General features: G+C 36.7%; 22 protein-coding genes. 12 read left to right on the top strand and 10 right to left on the bottom strand.

The genetic code is table 11. The features are described from left to right. Nucleotides 1–3: 3 nt before the first annotated feature. From ACFO5T_RS01245 to ACFO5T_RS01225, 5 genes are all read left to right on the top strand, one after another. Entirely contained in the window at nucleotides 4–1,140 is a 1,137-nt protein-coding gene (locus tag ACFO5T_RS01245) for an ATP-binding protein (protein WP_038598480.1), read from the top strand. Nucleotides 1,141–1,167: 27 nt separating this feature from the next. Then, nucleotides 1,168–1,893, top strand: a complete 726-nt coding sequence (locus ACFO5T_RS01240; protein ID WP_380031378.1) for a metallophosphoesterase — start codon at nucleotides 1,168–1,170, stop codon at nucleotides 1,891–1,893. A gap of 108 nt (nucleotides 1,894–2,001) precedes the next feature. Continuing rightward, nucleotides 2,002–3,192 carry a sensor histidine kinase gene (locus ACFO5T_RS01235; protein ID WP_380031376.1) on the top strand — a complete coding sequence of 397 codons (1,191 nt, stop codon included), beginning with the start codon at nucleotides 2,002–2,004 and terminating at the stop codon, nucleotides 3,190–3,192. Continuing rightward, complete coding sequence (locus ACFO5T_RS01230) at nucleotides 3,192–3,782, top strand: NUDIX domain-containing protein (protein ID WP_380031374.1); 591 nt, start codon at nucleotides 3,192–3,194, stop codon at nucleotides 3,780–3,782. The genes ACFO5T_RS01235 and ACFO5T_RS01230 overlap by 1 nt, the downstream gene beginning before the upstream one ends. Before the next feature lie 20 nt (nucleotides 3,783–3,802). After that, complete coding sequence (locus tag ACFO5T_RS01225; protein WP_380031372.1) at nucleotides 3,803–4,144, top strand: hypothetical protein; 342 nt, start codon at nucleotides 3,803–3,805, stop codon at nucleotides 4,142–4,144. Between the two features lie 3 nt (nucleotides 4,145–4,147). On the opposite strand, the gene ACFO5T_RS01220 is transcribed toward ACFO5T_RS01225, so the two are convergent. From ACFO5T_RS01220 to greA, 9 genes are all read right to left on the bottom strand, one after another. Then, complete coding sequence (locus tag ACFO5T_RS01220) at nucleotides 4,148–6,841, bottom strand: carboxypeptidase-like regulatory domain-containing protein (RefSeq protein WP_380031370.1); 2,694 nt, start codon at nucleotides 6,839–6,841, stop codon at nucleotides 4,148–4,150. Nucleotides 6,842–6,906: 65 nt separating this feature from the next. Continuing rightward, on the bottom strand, nucleotides 6,907–7,638 hold the full coding sequence (locus ACFO5T_RS01215; protein WP_380031368.1) for a GLPGLI family protein: 732 nt from the start codon (nucleotides 7,636–7,638) through the stop codon (nucleotides 6,907–6,909). Between the two features lie 149 nt (nucleotides 7,639–7,787). Beyond that, nucleotides 7,788–8,531, bottom strand: a complete 744-nt coding sequence (locus tag ACFO5T_RS01210) for a GLPGLI family protein (protein ID WP_380031367.1) — start codon at nucleotides 8,529–8,531, stop codon at nucleotides 7,788–7,790. Nucleotides 8,532–8,536: 5 nt separating this feature from the next. Beyond that, on the bottom strand, nucleotides 8,537–8,767 hold the full coding sequence (locus ACFO5T_RS01205) for a hypothetical protein (RefSeq protein WP_380031365.1): 231 nt from the start codon (nucleotides 8,765–8,767) through the stop codon (nucleotides 8,537–8,539). Nucleotides 8,768–9,015: 248 nt separating this feature from the next. Next, nucleotides 9,016–9,765 (bottom strand): GLPGLI family protein, encoded by a 750-nt coding sequence (locus tag ACFO5T_RS01200; protein WP_380031363.1) that lies wholly within the window; start codon nucleotides 9,763–9,765, stop codon nucleotides 9,016–9,018. Next, complete coding sequence (locus ACFO5T_RS01195) at nucleotides 9,766–9,948, bottom strand: hypothetical protein (protein ID WP_380031361.1); 183 nt, start codon at nucleotides 9,946–9,948, stop codon at nucleotides 9,766–9,768. A gap of 159 nt (nucleotides 9,949–10,107) precedes the next feature. Continuing rightward, nucleotides 10,108–10,503, bottom strand: a complete 396-nt coding sequence (locus tag ACFO5T_RS01190) for an HIT family protein (RefSeq protein WP_380031359.1) — start codon at nucleotides 10,501–10,503, stop codon at nucleotides 10,108–10,110. A 76-nt stretch (nucleotides 10,504–10,579) separates the two neighbouring features. After that, the gene (locus ACFO5T_RS01185; protein WP_380031356.1) at nucleotides 10,580–10,930 is read right to left on the bottom strand and encodes a four helix bundle protein; all 351 of its coding nucleotides are present in this window, start codon (nucleotides 10,928–10,930) and stop codon (nucleotides 10,580–10,582) included. 71 nt (nucleotides 10,931–11,001) lie between these two features. Then, entirely contained in the window at nucleotides 11,002–11,478 is a 477-nt protein-coding gene (gene greA / locus ACFO5T_RS01180) for a transcription elongation factor GreA (protein ID WP_380031354.1), read from the bottom strand. Between the two features lie 190 nt (nucleotides 11,479–11,668). Between greA and ACFO5T_RS01175 the strand changes: the two genes are divergently transcribed. After that, nucleotides 11,669–12,091 (top strand): hypothetical protein, encoded by a 423-nt coding sequence (locus ACFO5T_RS01175; RefSeq protein WP_380031352.1) that lies wholly within the window; start codon nucleotides 11,669–11,671, stop codon nucleotides 12,089–12,091. A 130-nt stretch (nucleotides 12,092–12,221) separates the two neighbouring features. Here ACFO5T_RS01175 and ACFO5T_RS01170 read toward each other — a convergent pair whose 3' ends face one another. Beyond that, nucleotides 12,222–14,399 (bottom strand): TonB-dependent receptor, encoded by a 2,178-nt coding sequence (locus ACFO5T_RS01170; protein ID WP_380031349.1) that lies wholly within the window; start codon nucleotides 14,397–14,399, stop codon nucleotides 12,222–12,224. 392 nt (nucleotides 14,400–14,791) lie between these two features. Here ACFO5T_RS01170 and ACFO5T_RS01165 point away from each other — a divergent pair, with 392 nt between their 5' ends. From ACFO5T_RS01165 to ACFO5T_RS01140, 6 genes are read left to right on the top strand one after another with little or no spacing between them, the layout of a single operon-like run. Then, nucleotides 14,792–15,517, top strand: coding sequence for a phosphoglycerol geranylgeranyltransferase (locus ACFO5T_RS01165; protein ID WP_380031347.1), 726 nt, complete (start codon nucleotides 14,792–14,794; stop codon nucleotides 15,515–15,517). A 27-nt stretch (nucleotides 15,518–15,544) separates the two neighbouring features. After that, the gene (locus ACFO5T_RS01160; RefSeq protein ID WP_380031345.1) at nucleotides 15,545–16,504 is read left to right on the top strand and encodes a peptidase associated/transthyretin-like domain-containing protein; all 960 of its coding nucleotides are present in this window, start codon (nucleotides 15,545–15,547) and stop codon (nucleotides 16,502–16,504) included. A gap of 6 nt (nucleotides 16,505–16,510) precedes the next feature. After that, a complete protein-coding gene (locus ACFO5T_RS01155; RefSeq protein ID WP_380031343.1) occupies nucleotides 16,511–16,771 on the top strand; it encodes a hypothetical protein in 261 nt (86 codons plus the stop codon). After that, nucleotides 16,755–17,387: a nicotinamide riboside transporter PnuC gene (gene pnuC, locus ACFO5T_RS01150; protein WP_299149116.1), complete on the top strand. Its 633-nt coding sequence runs from the start codon at nucleotides 16,755–16,757 to the stop codon at nucleotides 17,385–17,387. The genes ACFO5T_RS01155 and pnuC overlap by 17 nt, the downstream gene beginning before the upstream one ends. Next, nucleotides 17,348–17,908, top strand: a complete 561-nt coding sequence (locus ACFO5T_RS01145) for an AAA family ATPase (protein ID WP_380031341.1) — start codon at nucleotides 17,348–17,350, stop codon at nucleotides 17,906–17,908. The genes pnuC and ACFO5T_RS01145 overlap by 40 nt, the downstream gene beginning before the upstream one ends. After that, nucleotides 17,905–19,461, top strand: a complete 1,557-nt coding sequence (locus ACFO5T_RS01140; protein WP_380031339.1) for a DUF4301 family protein — start codon at nucleotides 17,905–17,907, stop codon at nucleotides 19,459–19,461. The genes ACFO5T_RS01145 and ACFO5T_RS01140 overlap by 4 nt, the downstream gene beginning before the upstream one ends. The last annotated feature ends 4 nt before the right edge of the window (nucleotides 19,462–19,465 follow it).

Below are 19,465 nucleotides of genomic sequence, written 5' to 3'. Positions count from 1 at the left end.
ACGATGATTAATAAACGACTTCTTGTAAAAAATCTTCTCGCTCACAATGACGAGAACAGTTTTTATGACAAGAAGCGTAAGATTGACATTAGCAATAAAGAGGGCAAAGCAAAATTTTTAAAACATATCTGTGCGCTGTCCAATAGCAACCCAAAAAACAATTCATACATCGTTATAGGCGTAGATGATGGCGAAAATGATATTATGGGCGTGCCGTTCTTTGATGATAGTAAGTTGCAAAACCTCATAAACGCATATCTAGATAACCCGCCTATTATCTCTTATGAGAACATACCATTTCCTAATCTCCCGGCAGATAAGGTGGTGGGACTTGTAACCATTAGAGCACAAGATAAACTTACAGCTTTACGTCGCAATATTTGGAAATACTGGGGAGGTACAGTCTTTTTTAGAGATGGCAGTATCTCTATGCCTAAGGTCTTTAAGTCTGATATAGTAGATGTAAATAGTGACATTGTTGCTGCAATAGAGAGACACGCAAAAAACAGCATAAAACTCACACTAGACGGTGTGATGGATTTTGTAAATCATCGTCATAAAGATAGGGACAGCACTTATAAAGTCTTTAAAGAGCAGTTTGTACTGTGCTGGGCAGGAGTAAAAAAAGTGGTTAAGGGTGAGACTTATTACTCAAGAGTAGATATAGAGCTTATTAATGAGCAGGTAAAATTATTTTACTCTTCGCTGGATGAGGTTTCAATTACCTATGATGAAGATTGTTTTAAGATTTTAGAGTACGTGCATCTCGGGGTACAAGAGCAGTTTAAATATTACCCACTAGAAGAGGTTGAGATACGCTTTCGCGAAAGCGGAACCTACACCATTCATACTAATTTGGTGTTTGAGCCACCTCAGGTAGATAGAAAGACGTTGTATCATATTTTTAATAATAACAATGTTATTTTTTACAAGCTTAAACGTGGTATAGCGCTCAATCAAGGTGAGTGGAAGGATTTATATAATCTATCAAACACGTATCTAATTTGTTATCTCAACGGTTTTGACAGCGCGATGCAAAAACTAGTAGAGCTCAAACCTTTTATGAAAAAGATAAGAGGAGGTGCCTACGGTAGATATCGCGAGACAATGCGTATTTTGAGAAAGGTGAGGTATGAATAAAGTATAAAAGAAGGACAGTTACGGTTTATGAGAACATTAATTTTTGGAGATATACACGGTGGTTTACGTGCCCTAGAGCAAGCTATGGAGAGGGCAAAGGTTACAGCAGAAGATCATCTCATTTTTTTAGGTGATTATGTAGATGGATGGAGCGAGAGTGCAGAGGTTATAGATAAGCTTATGGAGCTTCAAAAATCAAATAAAACAACCTTTATACGGGGCAATCACGATGACCTTGTACAGCAGTGGCTAGAAGGAAAAGAAATGTCGCCTAAGTGGCTACAGCACGGGGGACAAAGCACTATAGACTCTTACAGTCGTAGGTCTAAAGAAGAGATCAAGACGCATCTGGATTTTTACAAAACGTTTAAAGACTATCATATAGATGAGCATAATAGAATGTTTTGTCACGCAGGATTTCAAAACCTTAACGGGCCTGAGCACGAGTGGCACACCACAGTTTTCTTTTGGGATAGAACTTTATGGGAAATGGTATGTGCTATGCGAGATGATATAGCAGAGAGTGATGCTTTATACCCTAAGCGCTTAAAGCTTTTTACGGAGATATTTATAGGGCACACACCTACTACTCGTATTAATAAAACAACGCCTGTAAATAAAGCTAACGTTTGGAATCTAGACACGGGAGCCGCTTTTAAAGGACCGCTTACCGTAATGGATGTGCATACTAAGGAGTACTGGCAGAGTGACCCATTACCAACTTTATATCCTAATGAAAATGGTAGAAATTAACTACTAGCATATCATAAAGATGCGGTCATTTTTTTAATAGATATTGAGCGTGTTTTATAAAATAGTTGGTTTTTGAATTGTCTGTATCTTTAACCCAAATAGCATTGTATGAATTTTAGCGCACAGCCGCATATTGCGAGATGGTTTATTATCATCTCATCGCTTATCATTACCACACTCATCTTGTGGAATGTGTCGCTATTTTTTGACCAACTTAAAGATGCAGAGCAGTCTAAGGTAGAGATTTATGCTGCCGCAATGAGAGCCCTTGCAAATACAAGTGAGGTTGACCTAGAAAGTCGTAATAGAGATACCCGCATATTATCTAACGAGCTTACCTCTTTACAAAGCCTTATCATAAGTGATAATAGAACTATCCCATTATTACTGTATCAACTGGAGGCAGATACTTTTGTGCCTCAAAATATTCCAGATGCAGATAAGCTCTCGCAAGAAGATTTAAGACAGCTAGCCGAAGAGTACGCACTCGTAAATGAACCTATTGCTATCACCTTTGACGGCGTAGAGGAGCAAACACTATATTATGGCAACTCTCCTATTATAAACCAGATCAAGTACTTTCCTATTGCGCTTATCGTGATAGTTATTCTCTTTATAGCCTTAATTTACTTTTACTATCTCACCTCAAAAGCGGGTTCTCAGAACTTACTATGGGCAGGTATGGCAAAAGAAACAGCACACCAGATAGGGACACCACTCTCATCACTGGTAGGATGGACAGAAATTCTCAAAACAGAAAATGTAGATCCAGACTATATTGCAGAGATGACTAAAGATATTAATAGGCTTGAGACTATTACAAATCGTTTTAGTAAAATAGGCTCCGTGCCAGATCTTAAAAAAGTAGACCTCATTGCAGAGACGCAAGAGGCTTATGATTACTTAAGCAAGCGCAGCTCAAAACTTATCACCTTTACACTAGATATCCCGCAAGGGCAACTACCAGTAATGCTCAATAAAGAACTATATGGCTGGACATTTGAAAATCTTATAAAAAACGCCATAGATGCGATGAAGGGTAAAGGTGCGTTAACCATTACTATCACTCGTGATACACGCTTTGCGATTGTACAAATTACAGATACAGGCAAAGGCATTGCTAAGTCTAAATTTAATAAAATCTTTGAACCAGGTTTTACAACCAAAAAAAGAGGGTGGGGCCTAGGCCTATCACTCGCAAGACGTATCATAGAAGAGTATCACGATGGCCGCATTAAAGTATTGGAGTCTGAGGTTAATAAAGGAACAACAATGCAAATAGCTATACGTCTCGCATAATGAGTAATCGAATAAAAAATGTAGCAGAAGAGATTATAAGTGATCAGTGGGCAACGCTAAAAAAAGTAACCTACAGTTACCAAAACCAAGACCAATCTTGGAGCGATGTAAAGCGCGAGGTATATGACAGAGGCTACGGTGCCTGTGCCTTGCTTTATAATGTAAAAAAGCAAACGGTCATTCTCATTAAACAGTTTAGGCTACCTGCATATCTTGCGGGAGACGGTGGTTTTTTAACAGAAGTGCCTGCCGGTATTATAGAAGACGAGGCGCCAGAGCAAGCCATTATACGTGAGATAGAGGAGGAGACCGGTTATGTGATACCAGCACTTACTAGTGTAGGTGATATTTTTACCTCTCCTGGAGCGGTAACAGAGCGTATTTTTCTATTTATAGCACCTTTTGACGATGCTCAAAAAGTAACAGATGGTGGCGGTCTAGATAGTGAAAACGAAGATATTGAGGTGGTTGAGTACGCTTTCGCGAAAGCGTTACAAGACGTAAAAAAAGGTGTTATTAAAGATGCCAAAACAATTATCTTACTACAGCACCTGGCACTCTCTGGTGTGATGAAAACATCCAATTTGTAACGTGCAAGCGTATCACATTTATGAAAACAACTTATAAAACCATACATACGGCTGCCTTGCAGTGCAACTGCCCAGAATGTTATAGTAATAGTGGCTTAGAGTTAAGCTTTAAGCAGGAGTGGAAAGATACCTTTTGGTCAAAAAAAGCAACAGATGTTGTGAGAGAAGAGTTGGTTTGTAAACATTGCGATTTTCCTATCTACCCCGTAAGCTGGACCGAAGATATTGAGCGCCTTTATGAGTACCATAATAAGCTTGCCAAAAAGGAAACGTATAAAAGATTAAAAGCCCAAACCTATATTATAGTAGCGGCCGCGCTAGTTATACTTTTTAGTCTATTATATATTTTTGTGGCAAATTGATTTTTAAAATTTATAGCCAATTTTAAATAAAACTGTACGCTCTTGTATAAAGGTGCGTGTGTCATTTACAAGAAATTGATTAAATGAATTTTCATTTTTGAAACGAGTGTCAAAAATGTTATCTACATCTACGGTAAATGTCCACGGGCTGTCTTCTTGAGCATATAGTAAGGAAGTGTTACCTAGTGAAAATCTGTTGATTTGATTAAGAGATTTATTCTGGTAATAGGTATAATTGTAATCTGCATCAATCACAAAATCTTTAAAAAATCGATACTCGAGATGTACGGATGGGTTGATTTGAGTAAAGTTTGTGCGGGTAGTTGCAGACTCGAATATATTATAACGGTGGGTCCAATTAAACTCAATATTAGGAGCATTTTTAAAACGAGTTTCAAAGCCTAAAGAATACGAGTAGTTTTGCGATTCAAAATCTTGGAGTTCACTATTTATAATACGCGAGTATTCGGATAAAGAGGCATTACTTCCTATTTTCACCTTATAATCTCCTAGTAATTTTGTGTATTGAAAATTACCGCTATAATTATTCTCGGGTAAAGAAGTATAGACTAATGTATTGATTTGATCTATGCCTTCTAGTACAGTACTATTTCTAATAGATTGTAGCCTGTTTGTATAATTTAGTCCAGCATTTAAAAAGGTTCCTTTAAATAAGCTAAACTTGCTATAAATAATTCTTGCGCTATGATATAGCTCGTTTTCTAACCGCTCATTACCCGCAAATACTTGATTAAAGGTGCTAAGCCTTAGTCTATTTGCAAACTGGCTAGCCTCGCCAAAACGTGAGTTGAGGTTGTAGCGTAGTTTTACTTTGTGAGAGCTATTAAGCTCCCAGTCTATACTAAGCTCTGGAAGCACAACCGTTTTTCCAGTTTGACGTAGCTCGCTGTCTAGCTGTTTTATTTTCCAATCATAATAATGGTAAAAAATACCAGGTTTAAATATAAATTTACCAGCCTTAGCCTTGTACTGTAACCCCGCATAGGTGTCAGATAGTCGATAGTCTAGATCATTATTAAAACCAGCAGCCGTAAAATCATTAGTGTTATTTTCTAATACTTGAGCATCATAAGTGTCATATTGCTGGTCTATATAACGTATACCTGCTTCTGGGTAGATGTGATGAAAACGATGTAATACCCAGTAATGTTTTGTGTTAAAATTTAAATCGTGGCCTTTGTTTTTACGGCTTTGATTAAGCAAGATTGCATTGCCAGTATTTTCTATAGGAATTATGCCCATAAATACAGGTCTGTTAAAATCCCAATCTCCTCGGGTATGAGTATCTACATATTTATGGCTAAGATGTACAGAGGTCGTGTGTTTGGAGGTAAACTGTTTATTGATACTTACTTTTTGGGTAATGTCTGAGGAGCTTGGCGTATTGGTTTGATTTAAAAAAGTATCTTCACTACCTGTAAATGATTGTAAGCTAGACCTTGCCTTACCACTATTAGTTTTTAAGAACACCTCATAGCTCATATCTAGGTTTTCTTCTCCTATGTAGCGCAAAGAAGCTTTAGTAAGACTAAAATACAACTTGTTATTTTGTGCGGTGAGACGTTGCTCATCTAGGTTTTGATCAGAAAAATAGGTGATATTATTTTCTTGACGTGTTTGTATAGTACCACCAGATAGAATACTGTAAGCGCTAAGATCAATTTGAGGGGTTAAGGTTTGATTTATAGATAATGCTCCAAAGTTATTTCTATTAAAAGTAAAATCACGCTGTGATAAGAATCTTGCAAAATCATCATTATACAGTTTAAAATAGGCACTTGGGTCTTCTATTAAACGTGAAAAACCTCCCTCAAAATCAATATAGTCTTGGGTGGTAAATGACTTCTTTCCTATGTTGTTAAAGTCACCTATCGCATTTATACTTGTCTTAGGGCTATAATAAAACAAGGTAGGGTGTAATAAATAACGATCTTCTATACCACCACCTGCTTCTAGCTCTCCAAAGGCAAATTTCTTCTTACCTTCTTTGAGTTTAATATTAAGAGCCAGTTGCTCGCTATCACTTAGCCCTTTTAAGAAGGAAACATCATTATAATTATCTAGCGCTTCTATCTCATCTATTACGTCTGCAGGGATATTATTAACACCAAGTTTTTCATCACCAGTAAAGAACTCTTTGCCATCTACCAGCAATTTCGTTACTTCTTTTCCATTAACAGTAACATTACCTGCGCGGTCTACGTCTAGGCCTGGTAGTTTTTTAAGCACATCACGTAGTTTGCGCTCTTCACCGGTAAGAAATTTTTCTGGACGATATGTGATGGTATCTTCCCTTACTTTTACAGGGGTACGATCTGTGAGAATGATCTCCTCAAGGCTTTGGGTAGATGGTATAAGAGTGATGTTTCTCGTGGTATCTTGTGATAACTTTATGGTGTCTTTATAAGTTGTAAATCCTAGATAGCTAATCTCCATTATATAAGAGATGTCTTTCTTGAGCGTAGCTTGGTAAAAACCATCTTGATCTGTTATGGAGAAACGTACTTTATCCTGGTTTTGATTACTTGGGAAGAAAAGGATATTTGTGTTAGCTAAGGGGTTTTGAAGGGTGTCTACTACTTTACCTTTAAACACAACGGTTTGAGCAAAAGTAGAAAGTCCTACTAATAAAAGCAGGACTATAGTTATTGATTTTTTAATAATTTGATTGAGCAAATTAGATTTTAATTTGATTGATTGTTATTGTGTCACTTGTTGTTCTTTTCTCTATAAGCCCTATCTCAATTATTGTCTATAAATTTCCCGGTTAAATCCGTAATTAGGTTATTGTATTCTTTAGAGTTCATTGCCTTAGAATCATCAATTTTGTTGATTTCAATATTTTTTATTTCTTGTAATTTTTTAATACTTACAATAGCACCTTTTAATTCTATTTCAGCAATAAGGCCAGGTAAGCCTATGAATATATCTGGCCCTCCAGACAGAGGAATTGAAGGTGCATACCACGCAATAATTTCAGTTTCACTTTTTTTTATGGGATCAAAGTAGGTCCCAACTGCTTTATAAGTATTGAGATTTGCGATTGTTTTTTCTTCATCAATTAATTGCCAGTGAAGATTAATGAAATCTGTTTTGATAGTGAACTCTTTTTCAACTAACTCGCTTGCAAAAGTGATTTGTTTATTGTCATAATTGACATAAACCTCTTCATTGAATGATGCAAAATCTTTTGCTAAATTAAAATACACATCATCAAGAGCTGTACTTTCTCCAACACCAAAAAAACCATCTACTTTAAAGTAAGAGTTTTTCTTGTTTATAAAAAGCGTATACCTTACGTTTTCTGCAACATTTATAATCTTTTGAGAGAGCTGTTTTGCTTGAATACTTAAATTATCAATAGAGCCATATGGTTTTGGCTTAGTAATGTAGTAGGTAACTTTATACCCATCTTGAGAAAAAATGGGTGTTGTAAAAATAAGTAGTATAAAAAATAAGATATTTTTTTTCATTTCTAATAGTCCTTACTGTTGGTGAGCTTCGCAACCTTCATACAATCGATTAGAATGAAGGTGTGTGTTTAATCTTTAAAACCCCATTCTTTTTCTAAAAAACAAACTATCCAGCGCTGCGTGAGTAGTTGGATTATTTTACCTGGTTGTTAATTACGTAGTTTAGCGATAGGATTATTTGCTTTAAAGTATTTGTTCCACTCGCTATGGGGTAGGACATTTTCTGGTTTGTAATTTGGTATTCTTATATGAGTTTTATTGCTCTTTTTTACTTTTGTTGCTTCAAATTTAATCTTTGGGCTTTCTAATTCTAAAATTATTCCAGGTAATGTAGCATAGGCTGTAGGTCCACCTCGAAAACCTAATTCGTTCGAAAACCAAGCAGTAAGTGGTGGTGTAAGTTTGTTTTCTTCTGACGGATCAATAATTGAGGCAATGGCTTTATAGCAAGAAAATCCTAATATATTTTTAGATTCAGAAGTAATTGTCCAACTCAAATTATTCATTTTAACGCTTCTAATCTTTTTTGATAACGATGAATCGTAATAAGATAGTCCATTTGAAAAATTGCCTACTAGTCTATCACCGTCTATTGCCATTGTTATTGCTACATCTGTCCATTCTTCACCATTAAAATCGTTAGACATATCTAATTCATAATCTAATTTATAAGATTGATTATTAGATTTTACTACAAAATCAATTTTTGACAGTGCATCATTTGCGTACCGCGCAAGATCTGCCATAATATTATTTGTCTTTTTATTGTTATTAGTAACGTGTTTTGCTGTGGCTCTGTAGTGCACTTCAATATTTTGAGCTTTAATATCAAGGTCCCAAAAAATATTGGGACCTAATAAAATAAGCAGTAATAAATTAAGTTTAAGTATCATTTTTTTTACTCAACGTTTGTTGTTGCCTCAAAGCTACTTGTTCCCCCATCTAAGTAACATTGCCCCAATACTCGACCATAAGTTTGCGTAGCCATAGCTTGACCGTAACCACCTGCAAGAGTTTGTTCATACCACTCTAATGCTAAAGCATCGCAATCTACTGTGTCATTTTTTGTGGAAGTAAATGAACTCATAGTAATAAAAATCACGGTTAATGGTAAAATTAATTTTCTCATAATTTGTTAGTTTTTAGATTAATAAGTTTCAAACCTAAAAAAAAAAATGAACCAACAAAGAAAAATCTTACAGATTAGTTTAAAAGTTTCTTCTCTTTCTAAAAAATAATCTATCCAGTGCTCCTTGAGTGGTTGGATTTTCTACCTTGAATCTTTTTATAATGCGGTTGTTTAGTTTCTACTTCTTCTAATATTATCTAATATATGTAAATATTCTTTTTCAGAAATACTAGGTTTTACGTTGTAATCTATTTTTTATTATTCAATCGAGATAAAGGATTATTAGCGTTAAAATAGGCATTCCATTCTTTATGGGGCAGTATGTCCCCTTCTTTGTATTCTGGAATATTCATTGTGGATTTTTTCATAATTCTAATATTTACTGCTAAAAATTTAACTTTTTTGTTTTCTATTTCCAATATAAGTCCAGGTAAAGTAGCATAAGCAGTGGGTCCTCCTCTCATAGGCAATTTGGGACAGAACCAAGCTACCGCTGGAGCTGATAGCTTTCCCTCTTCATCAAGATTTTCAAGTGTACCTAAAGCTTTAAAGCATTCATAGCCAAGAATATTCTTAGATTCTTCTAGAATTTCCCACTTTAAATTTCTGGTTGACACGCTTCTTATCTTATCAACAAGAATGGGTTCATAATAAGCTATATTTTGAGAATTATCTACAACGATTTTTTTTCCATCTAAAGCAATCGACAAGGCAAGATTTTTCAGATTGCCTACTTCGAAATCATTTTGCAGTTTTTCTGTATAAGTAACTATATTAGTATAGTCGTTTGTTTTAACAACAAACTCGAGATTAGCAAGGCCTTTATTAGCATACCTAGCTAGAGATTTTAGATTGTTATTATGACTTTTGTTCTCAGTAGATTGAGAAATTGCAGTAGCTTGATATATTATTTCTGCTTGTTGACTATATAAATTTAGGCTCCAAAATAAATTGAAGCCTAAGAATATCCAGCTGAGAATTGTATTCACTTTAAGCATCTACTCAATATTAGTTGTATATATACTGTTTCCTCCATCTTCGTAAGTACAAGTTTCAAAAGCGACCATATAAGCGTGTGTAGCATCAGCTTGGCTATATCCCCCTGCAAGAGATGAATGGTAAAAATCTTCAGCAATGGCGTCGCAGTCTGGAGGAAGAGCCTCTGTCGTAAATGAACTCATAGTAATAAAAATCACGGCTAATAGTAAAATTAATTTTTTCGTAATTGGTTAGTTTTTAGATTGATAAGTATCAAGCCTAAAAAAAATAAATGAACCAACAAAGAAAAATCTTACAAATGGTTTTAGGCCATAAAATGTTAGCCTTTTTATAGTGGTTATTTATTTTTCAAACACCTTATTTATATCATTTATAAGCTCCTTAAATTCATCATCTGTAAGAGATACTTTCTTTTCAAATCTTATGTCATCCATATCTTGTAGCGGGATGAGGTGTACGTGCACGTGTGGTACTTCAAGACCTATGACAGATACGCCTACACGTTTACAAGGCACTACCTTCTCTAGAGCGATTGCTACCTTGCGAGAAAAACGCATCAGGTCAAGATACTCTTGTTCCTCTAGGTCAAAAATCTTGTTTACCTCTTTTTTAGGGATACAAAGGGTGTGACCTTTTGCATTAGGGTTTATATCTAGTATTGCGATATGCTTATCATCCTCTGCAACAATTTGGCCGGGGATTTCTCGGTTTATGATTTTTGTAAAAATGCTTGACATATGTAGAAATTGAAATTGAAACTGAACTTGAAATTGAACTTGAAACTGAAATTGAACTCGAAATTGAACAGTTTCCTTAATTACTATTTTTAATCCTTGTGACGATAATTCTTATGAGTTGGTCGTTTTCATCTCTTAGCGTGTTGAGGCTATTTTCAGGTAATATATTTGCTTTTACTTGAATGTTGATATTTCGTAAACTTTCTCTAAGTTCTTTTAAACATATTCTGAGCTTATGAATCTTATCCTTAGCGGTTCCAGCTCCTAAAGCTTCTCCGTAGTTGAGAGCAGAAGAGCAAGAAGAACGTATGAGTTGCTTGGCTAGATATTCTCCGGCAAATGATGAAGGCTTATTGTTGTAAAGTATAATAATCGCAGCAGCAAAATCTTCCAGTCGCTCACTTAAATCGAAAGGTTTGTCGCTCATACTATAATTATTTAGCCAACTTCATTTTGTAACTTCAGCTTCAACTTCAATTTCGAGTTCAACTTAGTTCGTTAGTCTCTAGTGATTGATACTACGTCAAATTTCATTATCCCGCTAGGCACTTGTATTTCGGCAACGTCACCTACTTCTTTGCCTAGAAGTCCTTTACCTATAGGTGAGTCTACAGAGATAAGTCCTTTCTTGATGTCGGCTTCATTTTGAGCTACTAGTTTGTAGGTCATTGTCGCGCCGTTAGTCTGGTTTTTAATTTTTACGGTAGAGTGTACCAGCACCTTTGAGGTGTCTAGTTGCGACTCGTCTATAATGCGCGCGCTTGAGGCAAGTTCCTCCAGTTTTGAGATGCGCATTTCTAGCATTCCTTGTGCTTCTTTGGCAGCATCATATTCGGCATTTTCACTCAGATCTCCCTTGTCACGTGCATCTGCAATATCTTGTGATGCCTTAGGGCGCTCTACATCACGTAGGTGATTAAGTTCGTCTTTAAGTTTTTTAAGTCCTTCTGGGGTATAGTAATTTACCTTGCTCATAATAGATCCGGTTTTTAGTATAATTAGTATTAAAATGATGTGTCAATCTCTCAGACACAAAAAAAGTCCCTCTTCGGGACGTGCCTTACGAATATACGAAATATTTTAAATCCTTTCTCGTTTTATAGTACCTTGCGAGCTTTATAGGATTAAAATTACGCTTTCGCGAAAGCGTATCAAAAACAATATTATGCGTCACATTTGTGCTTTACTTTTTGCTCTAGTTCTTATTACTTCTTGTTCTGAAAGTGATGATGGCGGCCAGCGCAATCCCTTCTTACTAGATGTAAATTTTTCTACACAACTTAGTGCGATACAGGTGCTTGATCTTGAGATACCTAGTAACCCTATTTATGTGTCTAATGGTGGTTTGAGAGGTTTTTTTGTGATTAATACGGGTAGCAGTCTTATTGCCTGGGAAGCATCAGACCCTAACCACGCTCCAAACGACTGCTCTAGAATGGTGATAAATGGTATAAACGTTTTCTGCCAGTGTGATGATGCGCATAGTTATAACTTATTTACAGGGCAGTCTAATGATGAGGTGTTGCCCTACACGATGCTCAATTACAGAGTGAGCGAATCTGGAGGAACGATTACCGTGTTTAATTAAATGAAAAGAAGCCATCTTAACAAGATGGCTTCTTTTGTTACAAAGTGTATTACAGTCCCCCAACTGCTACAAATTGTTGATTATTTGACACTTAAAGTAAGCTAAAAAAACATAAATTCAAAATTTAGTTTTAAAACTTCATCGTAGCACCTACTAGAAAGTTAATCCCAGCCTGTGGATAAAAGCCTGCTCCCTCTATAGTTGTGATCTCATTTGGTACTGAGAAATCATCATCATAGGTAAAGAAGTAACCGTTTGATACATATTCAATATCAAATATGTTATTTACTAGCGCGTTAAACACGATAGACTTAAATACCGGGATATCTTTAAGCTCATAAGTAACATTTAAGTCATTTGTAAAGTAGCTATCTAGTTTAGAAGTCTCACTGTCTATATTACCTAAGTATTGCTCACCTACATATTTAGATAAAAGGCTTATTCTAAAGTTTTGTGCTGGCTTGTAAGAAATGGTGTTACCGGCAACTAGGTTAGGCGAGTATGAGATGTCTGTATTACCTAGGTTAGTAAGCACGCCGTCTCTCTCAAAAAAGAAATCTCTGTTTTTATTTGTGCTTATTGCAACATTAGGCTGTACAGTAATTTTATCTGTTATAGCGATTGCCGCGTCTATCTCAATACCAGCTCTAAAGCTCTCTCCACTATTTGCACGTATAGGTGCTCCTACGTCATCTAGCGCCCCAGTAAGTACCAGCTGGTCACGGTAACCCATATAGTATCCGTTTACATTAAGGCTTACCTTTTCTGTATTATGACGCCATCCTAACTCCCAGTCGTTAAGACGCTCGGGACGTGGTGCTCCGTTTTCAAAATCTGTACGGTTAGGCTCTCTGTTTGCTCTAGCAAAAGATGCATACAGCTGGTTGTTATCATTTACCTTATAAGAAAGCCCCGCTTTTGGGTTAAAGAAACTATAATCTTCATCTACTATAAATTCGGCTATGTCAGAGTTAATCCCGTCTGTTGTGTATGAGATAAAACGTTGCTGTAAGTCAAGGTAACCACTCCATTTTGAGTTGAAACGGTAGTTCGCTTTCGCGAAAGCAGAAAACTCCTTCTTCTTACCAGTTCCAAAATAGTAATCATCACCTAGCTCACTATCGCTAGCAAAACGTGCCCAAATCACTTCGCCAAAATGGTCACCATCATATACACTTCCGTATAATCCACCTACAAAGTCTAGGCTTGTGTCCTTATAATTTACCGTAGCATTTGCCACATAAAAGTCATTATCTAGCCAGCGACGTCTTATAATATCTGAGGTCTCTACCGTCTCATCACCTATAACTACAGGAGCGATGCTGTAAAATGCAAGATTTTCATCTTCTTTATATTCTTCAAAGAAGCCGCGACCATACGTGTAGTTAAGGCTAAGCTGTGTACTCCAGTTGTTATCATAACGCTGGTTCCAGTGTAGCTGGTAGTGATCTTGCTTGTAATTATCTACTTGATTATCGTGAAAACGTGTTACACCATTCTCATCTGTAAATTGACCAGCTGGGTTAAACGTTCTATCTTCTGCAAGTGTCTCTGCGTCTATACCAAACCAAGATTGATACGTCACCTCAGATCCTGCAAAGTTAACTAACTTAATAAGCGTGTTATCATCTGTATAAGCCGCTTGTAAAAAGTAAGACTTAAGGTCTGAAGATGCTCTATCTATATATCCATCAGACTTTATTTGTGATAATCTTCCCGATATCTCTATATGATCATTAAGTAACCCTGTACTAAACTTCACATTGTGACGACGTGTTGCAAAAGATCCAAATGAGTTAGAAATTTCACCATAAGCCTCCTTAGAAATAGCATCTGTAAGAATGTTAAGACTTGCTCCAAAGGCTCCAGGTCCGTTTGTAGAAGACCCTACGCCACGCTGTAACTGTAAACTCTCTACAGAAGAGCTAAAGTCTTGGAGGTTTACAAAAAACGTAGTTGCGCTCTCTGCATCATTATAAGGGATACCATTTATCGTTACATTGATACCTTGGTTACCAGTACCACGTACTCTAAAACCTGTATACCCTATTCCCGCACCAGCATCTGATGTGGTGACAACACTAGTTAAAAAGTTAAGCTGTGTAGCGATGTCTTGACCTAAGTTACGCTGGGCGATTTGTGCCTTTGTAAGGTTAGAGTGCGTGATAGGTGAGTCTGCCTTTACTCTTACAGAGCGTACCAGTACTTCATCTAGCGACTCCACTTTTGTGGTGTCAATAACAGTAGTTTGTTGGGCAGTAGCAGTGATTGCTGCAAGTGCCATCATACTTAATAGGATCTTTTTCATCCGTAATTAGTTTGGTTACGAATACAAAGGGCAAATATTCCTTAAATGTTAGTATAAAACATACCTGTGCCGCGCGCACATATTGAAGAGGGTGTGCTATAAAAGCACGTCTCAAGAGTAGTGTTGCCTTACTAAAACTACGCAGTTATAGTTTTAGTAAGACCTCTTTCTCATTCCTAAACAGCATTACCTGTTCTAGGTTCAATGGGTATAATCTCAGCTTATTTAAAAGCACCCCTTTGAGATGCCGCAAAGATATACTAGAGTTTTTGATTATCAAGCATACTATGCGAGTAAATTTTTATGCTCATTTTGAGTGAGAAATATAGAAAGTTTATGAGTTAATAATTAGCCTTGCCTGTACTTTGTATAAATCCCTACCTTCGTTTATAATGTCTATACTAGAAAACATAATAAGGGCTGCTCAGTATAAAGAGCAACTGCTCGCCATACTCATAGATCCAGATAAGTTTGAGGTAGATGGTGATGGGAAGAGTAGCGCTTTCGCGAAAGCGTACTTAAAAAAAATTCCCGCGCAAACCACACATCTTTTTATAGGGGGTAGTACAGATCACAACCACAAAACCGAAAAAGTTGTACAACTCCTCAAAGCCGAAACAGATTTACCAGTAATATTATTTCCGGGAGATTACACTCAAGTTACTCCAGAGGCAAATGCGCTATTGTTTTTATCACTACTCTCTGGTGATAATCCGGAGTTTTTAATAGGGCAGCAAGTAAAAGCCGCACGAGCAGTGCAACAAAGTAATCTTGAAGTCATACCGACGGGTTACCTTCTTATAGATGGCGGGTCGCAAACGGCAGTTGAGAGAGTGAGCAATACGCAACCACTATCTCAAGATCAACCAGAAACTATTATAACGACTGCTCTAGCTGGACAATATCTGGGCAAAAAACTACTATATTTAGAGGCGGGGAGCGGTGCTAGAAGTGCAGTACAGCCTCATATTATAACATCAGTTTGTGAGGCCGTTACCATACCCATAATTGTAGGTGGCGGCATACGTACAGAGCGTGCTATGCAAGCGGCTTTTACGGCTGGGGCTACAATGGTAGTGGTAGGCACGGCTTTTGAAGATAACACCTGGAATAACTAACGGTTTAAAACCACTACATTTGTTTATATGAAAGTTTTCTTCTTAGCCATAGTACTTACATTAACTGCGGTTGTAAATAGCCAGACTACCTTTGTGAAAGATGCAGTTACAAAGACGCCGGTTTCTTTTGCAACTATCTCTTTTGGAGATGGTCGAGGTACATTTGCTGGAGAAGAGGGAGAGTTTAGATTTGAGGCATCTAAGTATAAAGACATTGACAGTCTTTATATTTCGGCAATAGGTTTTGAGAGTAAAACTGTTGCTACAGAGGGACTGGTTTCTCAAGTATTCTTACAGCCTGTAGCAAGCCAGCTAGAGGAAGTGGTTCTCACTTCAGAAAAAAAAGGAAAGTATAAAAAGAAAAAGCTTAAAGAAACTACACACATCAACTATTATAATAGCTGGCTTCCTACGGTAGAAAGTGAGGTGGCTGCGTTTTTCGAAAGGCAAGAGGGTAAGTCTACAAAAGTGGCGCAACTTTGGCTACCTATTAACTCAGAAAAGGAGTTTCGTAAAAAGGGTAATATGAAGTTTTCTACTCTTTTTAGAATTCAGTTTTATAAAAATGATAACGGACTACCTGGTGATGCTATGGTACACGATGATATCGTTTTTCGCGTAAGCGAGCAAGATGATGAGATGTATGAATTAGACATTTCAAAATTCCAAATCTTTATCCCTAAAGGTGGGTTATATGCATCTTTACAAGTACTAGGCTATGCAGACCCTCAAGGGAAATTGATACAGACTAAAAAATATAATGAGATAGAAACGCCTAGAGGTATACAAAAGGTGTCTATCACTTTTAGACCGCTGTTGCCTTTTACAAATGATCTTCCTGCGCAAAAGACTTTTGTAAGAAGGGTGTTTTTTAATAATAAAAAATGGCAAGTGTTTGATAAATCTTATAACGAGAATTCTGCACTAGTAAAGACAGGTCACGTAAACTATGGGATGGGAGCACTTTTGCACGTCTATAATAAATAAGAAATTATGAATATATCTGTAGACCTTACTTTTAGTCCTTTGCAGGATGATTATGAAGGGCATATTATAAATTTTATAAAAAGGCTACGTGACTCAGGCCTCACCGTTATAGAAAACCCTCTTGCGACGCAGGTTTATGGTGATTATGATGAGGTGATGGGGCTTCTCACTGTAGAGATGAAGCGCAGTTTTAAAGAAGTGGGTATAGGCCTCTTTTACATAAAAATGGTAAAAACAGATCGCTCAGACTATGTCCCAGATTTTTGATTTCCTCTTTGGGCAATATGCGAGTTATGATACACTAGATATCGTATTAGAGCTACTTGCCTCTGTATTTACAATAGCATCAGTTATTTATTCAAAAAAGAATAATGTTCTGGTCTTTCCTACGGGGATGATTTGTACAGCCATTTTTGTGTATTTATTACTCAAATGGGGCTTGCTAGGTGATATGATGATTAATGCATATTACTTTATTATGAGTGTATATGGCTGGTATATTTGGACCAGAACGGTAGATGGTACAGCGGTTACACCTATTACCACTACCTCAAAAAAAGAGCACATTATCTCTGTGGGTATTTTTATAGCCGCTGCGGTATTTACATATGTCGTATACATCACTTTTGATAAAATTTCGCACTGGACATCATATATAGATATGATTACGACAGGCATTTTCTTTGTAGGGATGTGGCTTATGGCAAAGCGTAAGATAGAAAACTGGATATACTGGATTATAGGTGATATCATCACTGTGCCCTTATATTTTTATAAAGGTTTGACCTTTAGTAGTATCTTGTATTTTGCATTAACAATTATTGCCGTTTTCGGTTATTTAGAATGGAAGAAAAACTTAGACAAGTCCCTAGCAGTTGTATAAGAGTATGTCTTTTTGGACCAGAGAGTAGTGGGAAAAGTACGCTTTCGCGAAAGCTATCAGAGCATTATAACGCTCCCCTGGTAGAAGAATTTGCCCGAAAGTATTTACAAGAACTTTGGGAGAAGGAGAAGAAAATCTGTAGACCCAAAGATTTACTTCCCATAGCTGTTGGACAGATAGATTTAGAAAATAAAGCAGCCGCAAGCACAGATAGGCTTATCATTTGTGATACAGATTTACTTACTACAAAGGTCTATAGTGAAGCATATTATGATGGGTGGTGCCCAGAATTATTAGAAAAAATAGCATTAGAAAATCAATATGATTTGTATCTTTTAACCTACATAGATACACCTTGGGAAGAAGACGATTTACGAGATAGACCACACCGCCGGTTAGAAATGTTCAAAGCCTTTGAAAGCGCTTTGATAAAGTATAATAGACCCTACATTATAATGAAGGGAGGAGTACAAGAGCGAGTGACGGAGGCAACTCAGGTAATTAACACACTATTAGTTTGAAAATAACAGAAGAAGATAAAAAGCAGCTGGACAAAAGAGGCATTGCACTAGAGCAAGTACAGAGTCAGTTTGAGAGTCTAACCAAAGGAATTCCTTTTGCAGATTTAAGGGATGCCGCCACAGATGGAAATGGAATACTCATCTTATCTTCAGATCAAGAAAAAGCACTTGTAGAAAAATTTGATCAATCTAGTGGTAACCTTGAGTTATTAAAGTTTACACCAGCCTCTGGTGCGGCAACTAGAATGTTTAAATTTCTCTTTCAGTTTTATGATGATTACAATCCTGTAGAGGGATCAATAAATGCCTACATTAATAAAAAGGGAGTGCCAGAACTACGCCTATTTTTTGTGGGATTAGATAGCTTTCCTTTTTATAAAAAGGTGCGTAAGCGCATTAAGAAGAGGTATAGTGATGGAGAATCACTAGATATAGATGTAAATAGATTGCGGTTTATAAAAATATTGCTCAATGAAGATGAGCTTAATTTTGGAAACAAACCTAAAGGCTTATTCCCATTCCACAGGTATAAAAAAAATATTGCTACTGCCTTTGAAGAGCATTTGTTTGAAGGCGCATCTTATGCGGCAAAAGATGGCGTAGCACGATTGCACTTTACAATTTCTGAGGCACATTTAGAGCGTTTTCAGAAACAGTTTGAAAAACGTAAAGACTACGTACAAGAAAAAACCGCCACTACTTTTGACATTTCATACTCATTTCAATCTCCAGCTACAGATACTGTTGCACTAGCAAGTAATGGAGAATTGCTTAGGGACAAAGAAGGACAACTAGTCTTTAGACCTGGTGGTCACGGGGCGCTTATAAACAACCTTAATGAGCAAGATGCAGATATTATATTTATAAAGAATATAGACAATGTAGTTGTAAGCAAGTATCGTAAGAAGGTTGCTCATTTTAAAAAAATGCTTGCAGGTAAATTGCTTGAGATACAAGAAAAATCTTTTGCCTACCTGCATAAACTAGATGATGCCGAAGCTATAAATGAGCAAGTTATTTTAGAGATTGCTACATTTCTACAAAATGAGCTTTTTATAAAGATTGCGTCAGATTTTGAGCGATACTCGCCTACCTATCAAGTGGAGTACTTGAGAGAACTTCTAGACAGGCCACTACGCGTTTGTGGTATGGTAAAAAATGAAGGTGAGCCAGGTGGAGGTCCGTTTTGGGTTCGTCACGAAAATGGGAAAGAATGTCTCCAGATTGTAGAGAGTGTGCAAATCAACCCTGGTGATAACGCACAGCAACAAATTGTAACAAATGCCACTCACTTCAACCCAGTAGATATTGTTTGCGGAGTAAAAAATTACAAAGGAGAGAAATATGACCTTCTCAAATTTGTAGACTATAAAGCCGGATTCATAGCTTCAAAAAGTTACGAGGGACAGAAAATAAAAGCACTTGAGCACCCCGGTCTTTGGAACGGAGGAATGGCACACTGGAATACCATCTTTATTGAGGTACCCCTCTTAACGTTCAATCCTGTAAAAACGGTAAATGATCTTCTTAAACCAGCTCATCAGGTTAGGTGATATA

The organism is Dokdonia genika, from assembly GCF_042652845.1.
Taxonomy (GTDB): Bacteria; Bacteroidota; Bacteroidia; order Flavobacteriales; family Flavobacteriaceae; genus Dokdonia; species Dokdonia donghaensis.
Note: the sequence above shows the minus strand (reverse complement) of the source record. Positions and strands in the feature narration are given on the sequence as shown.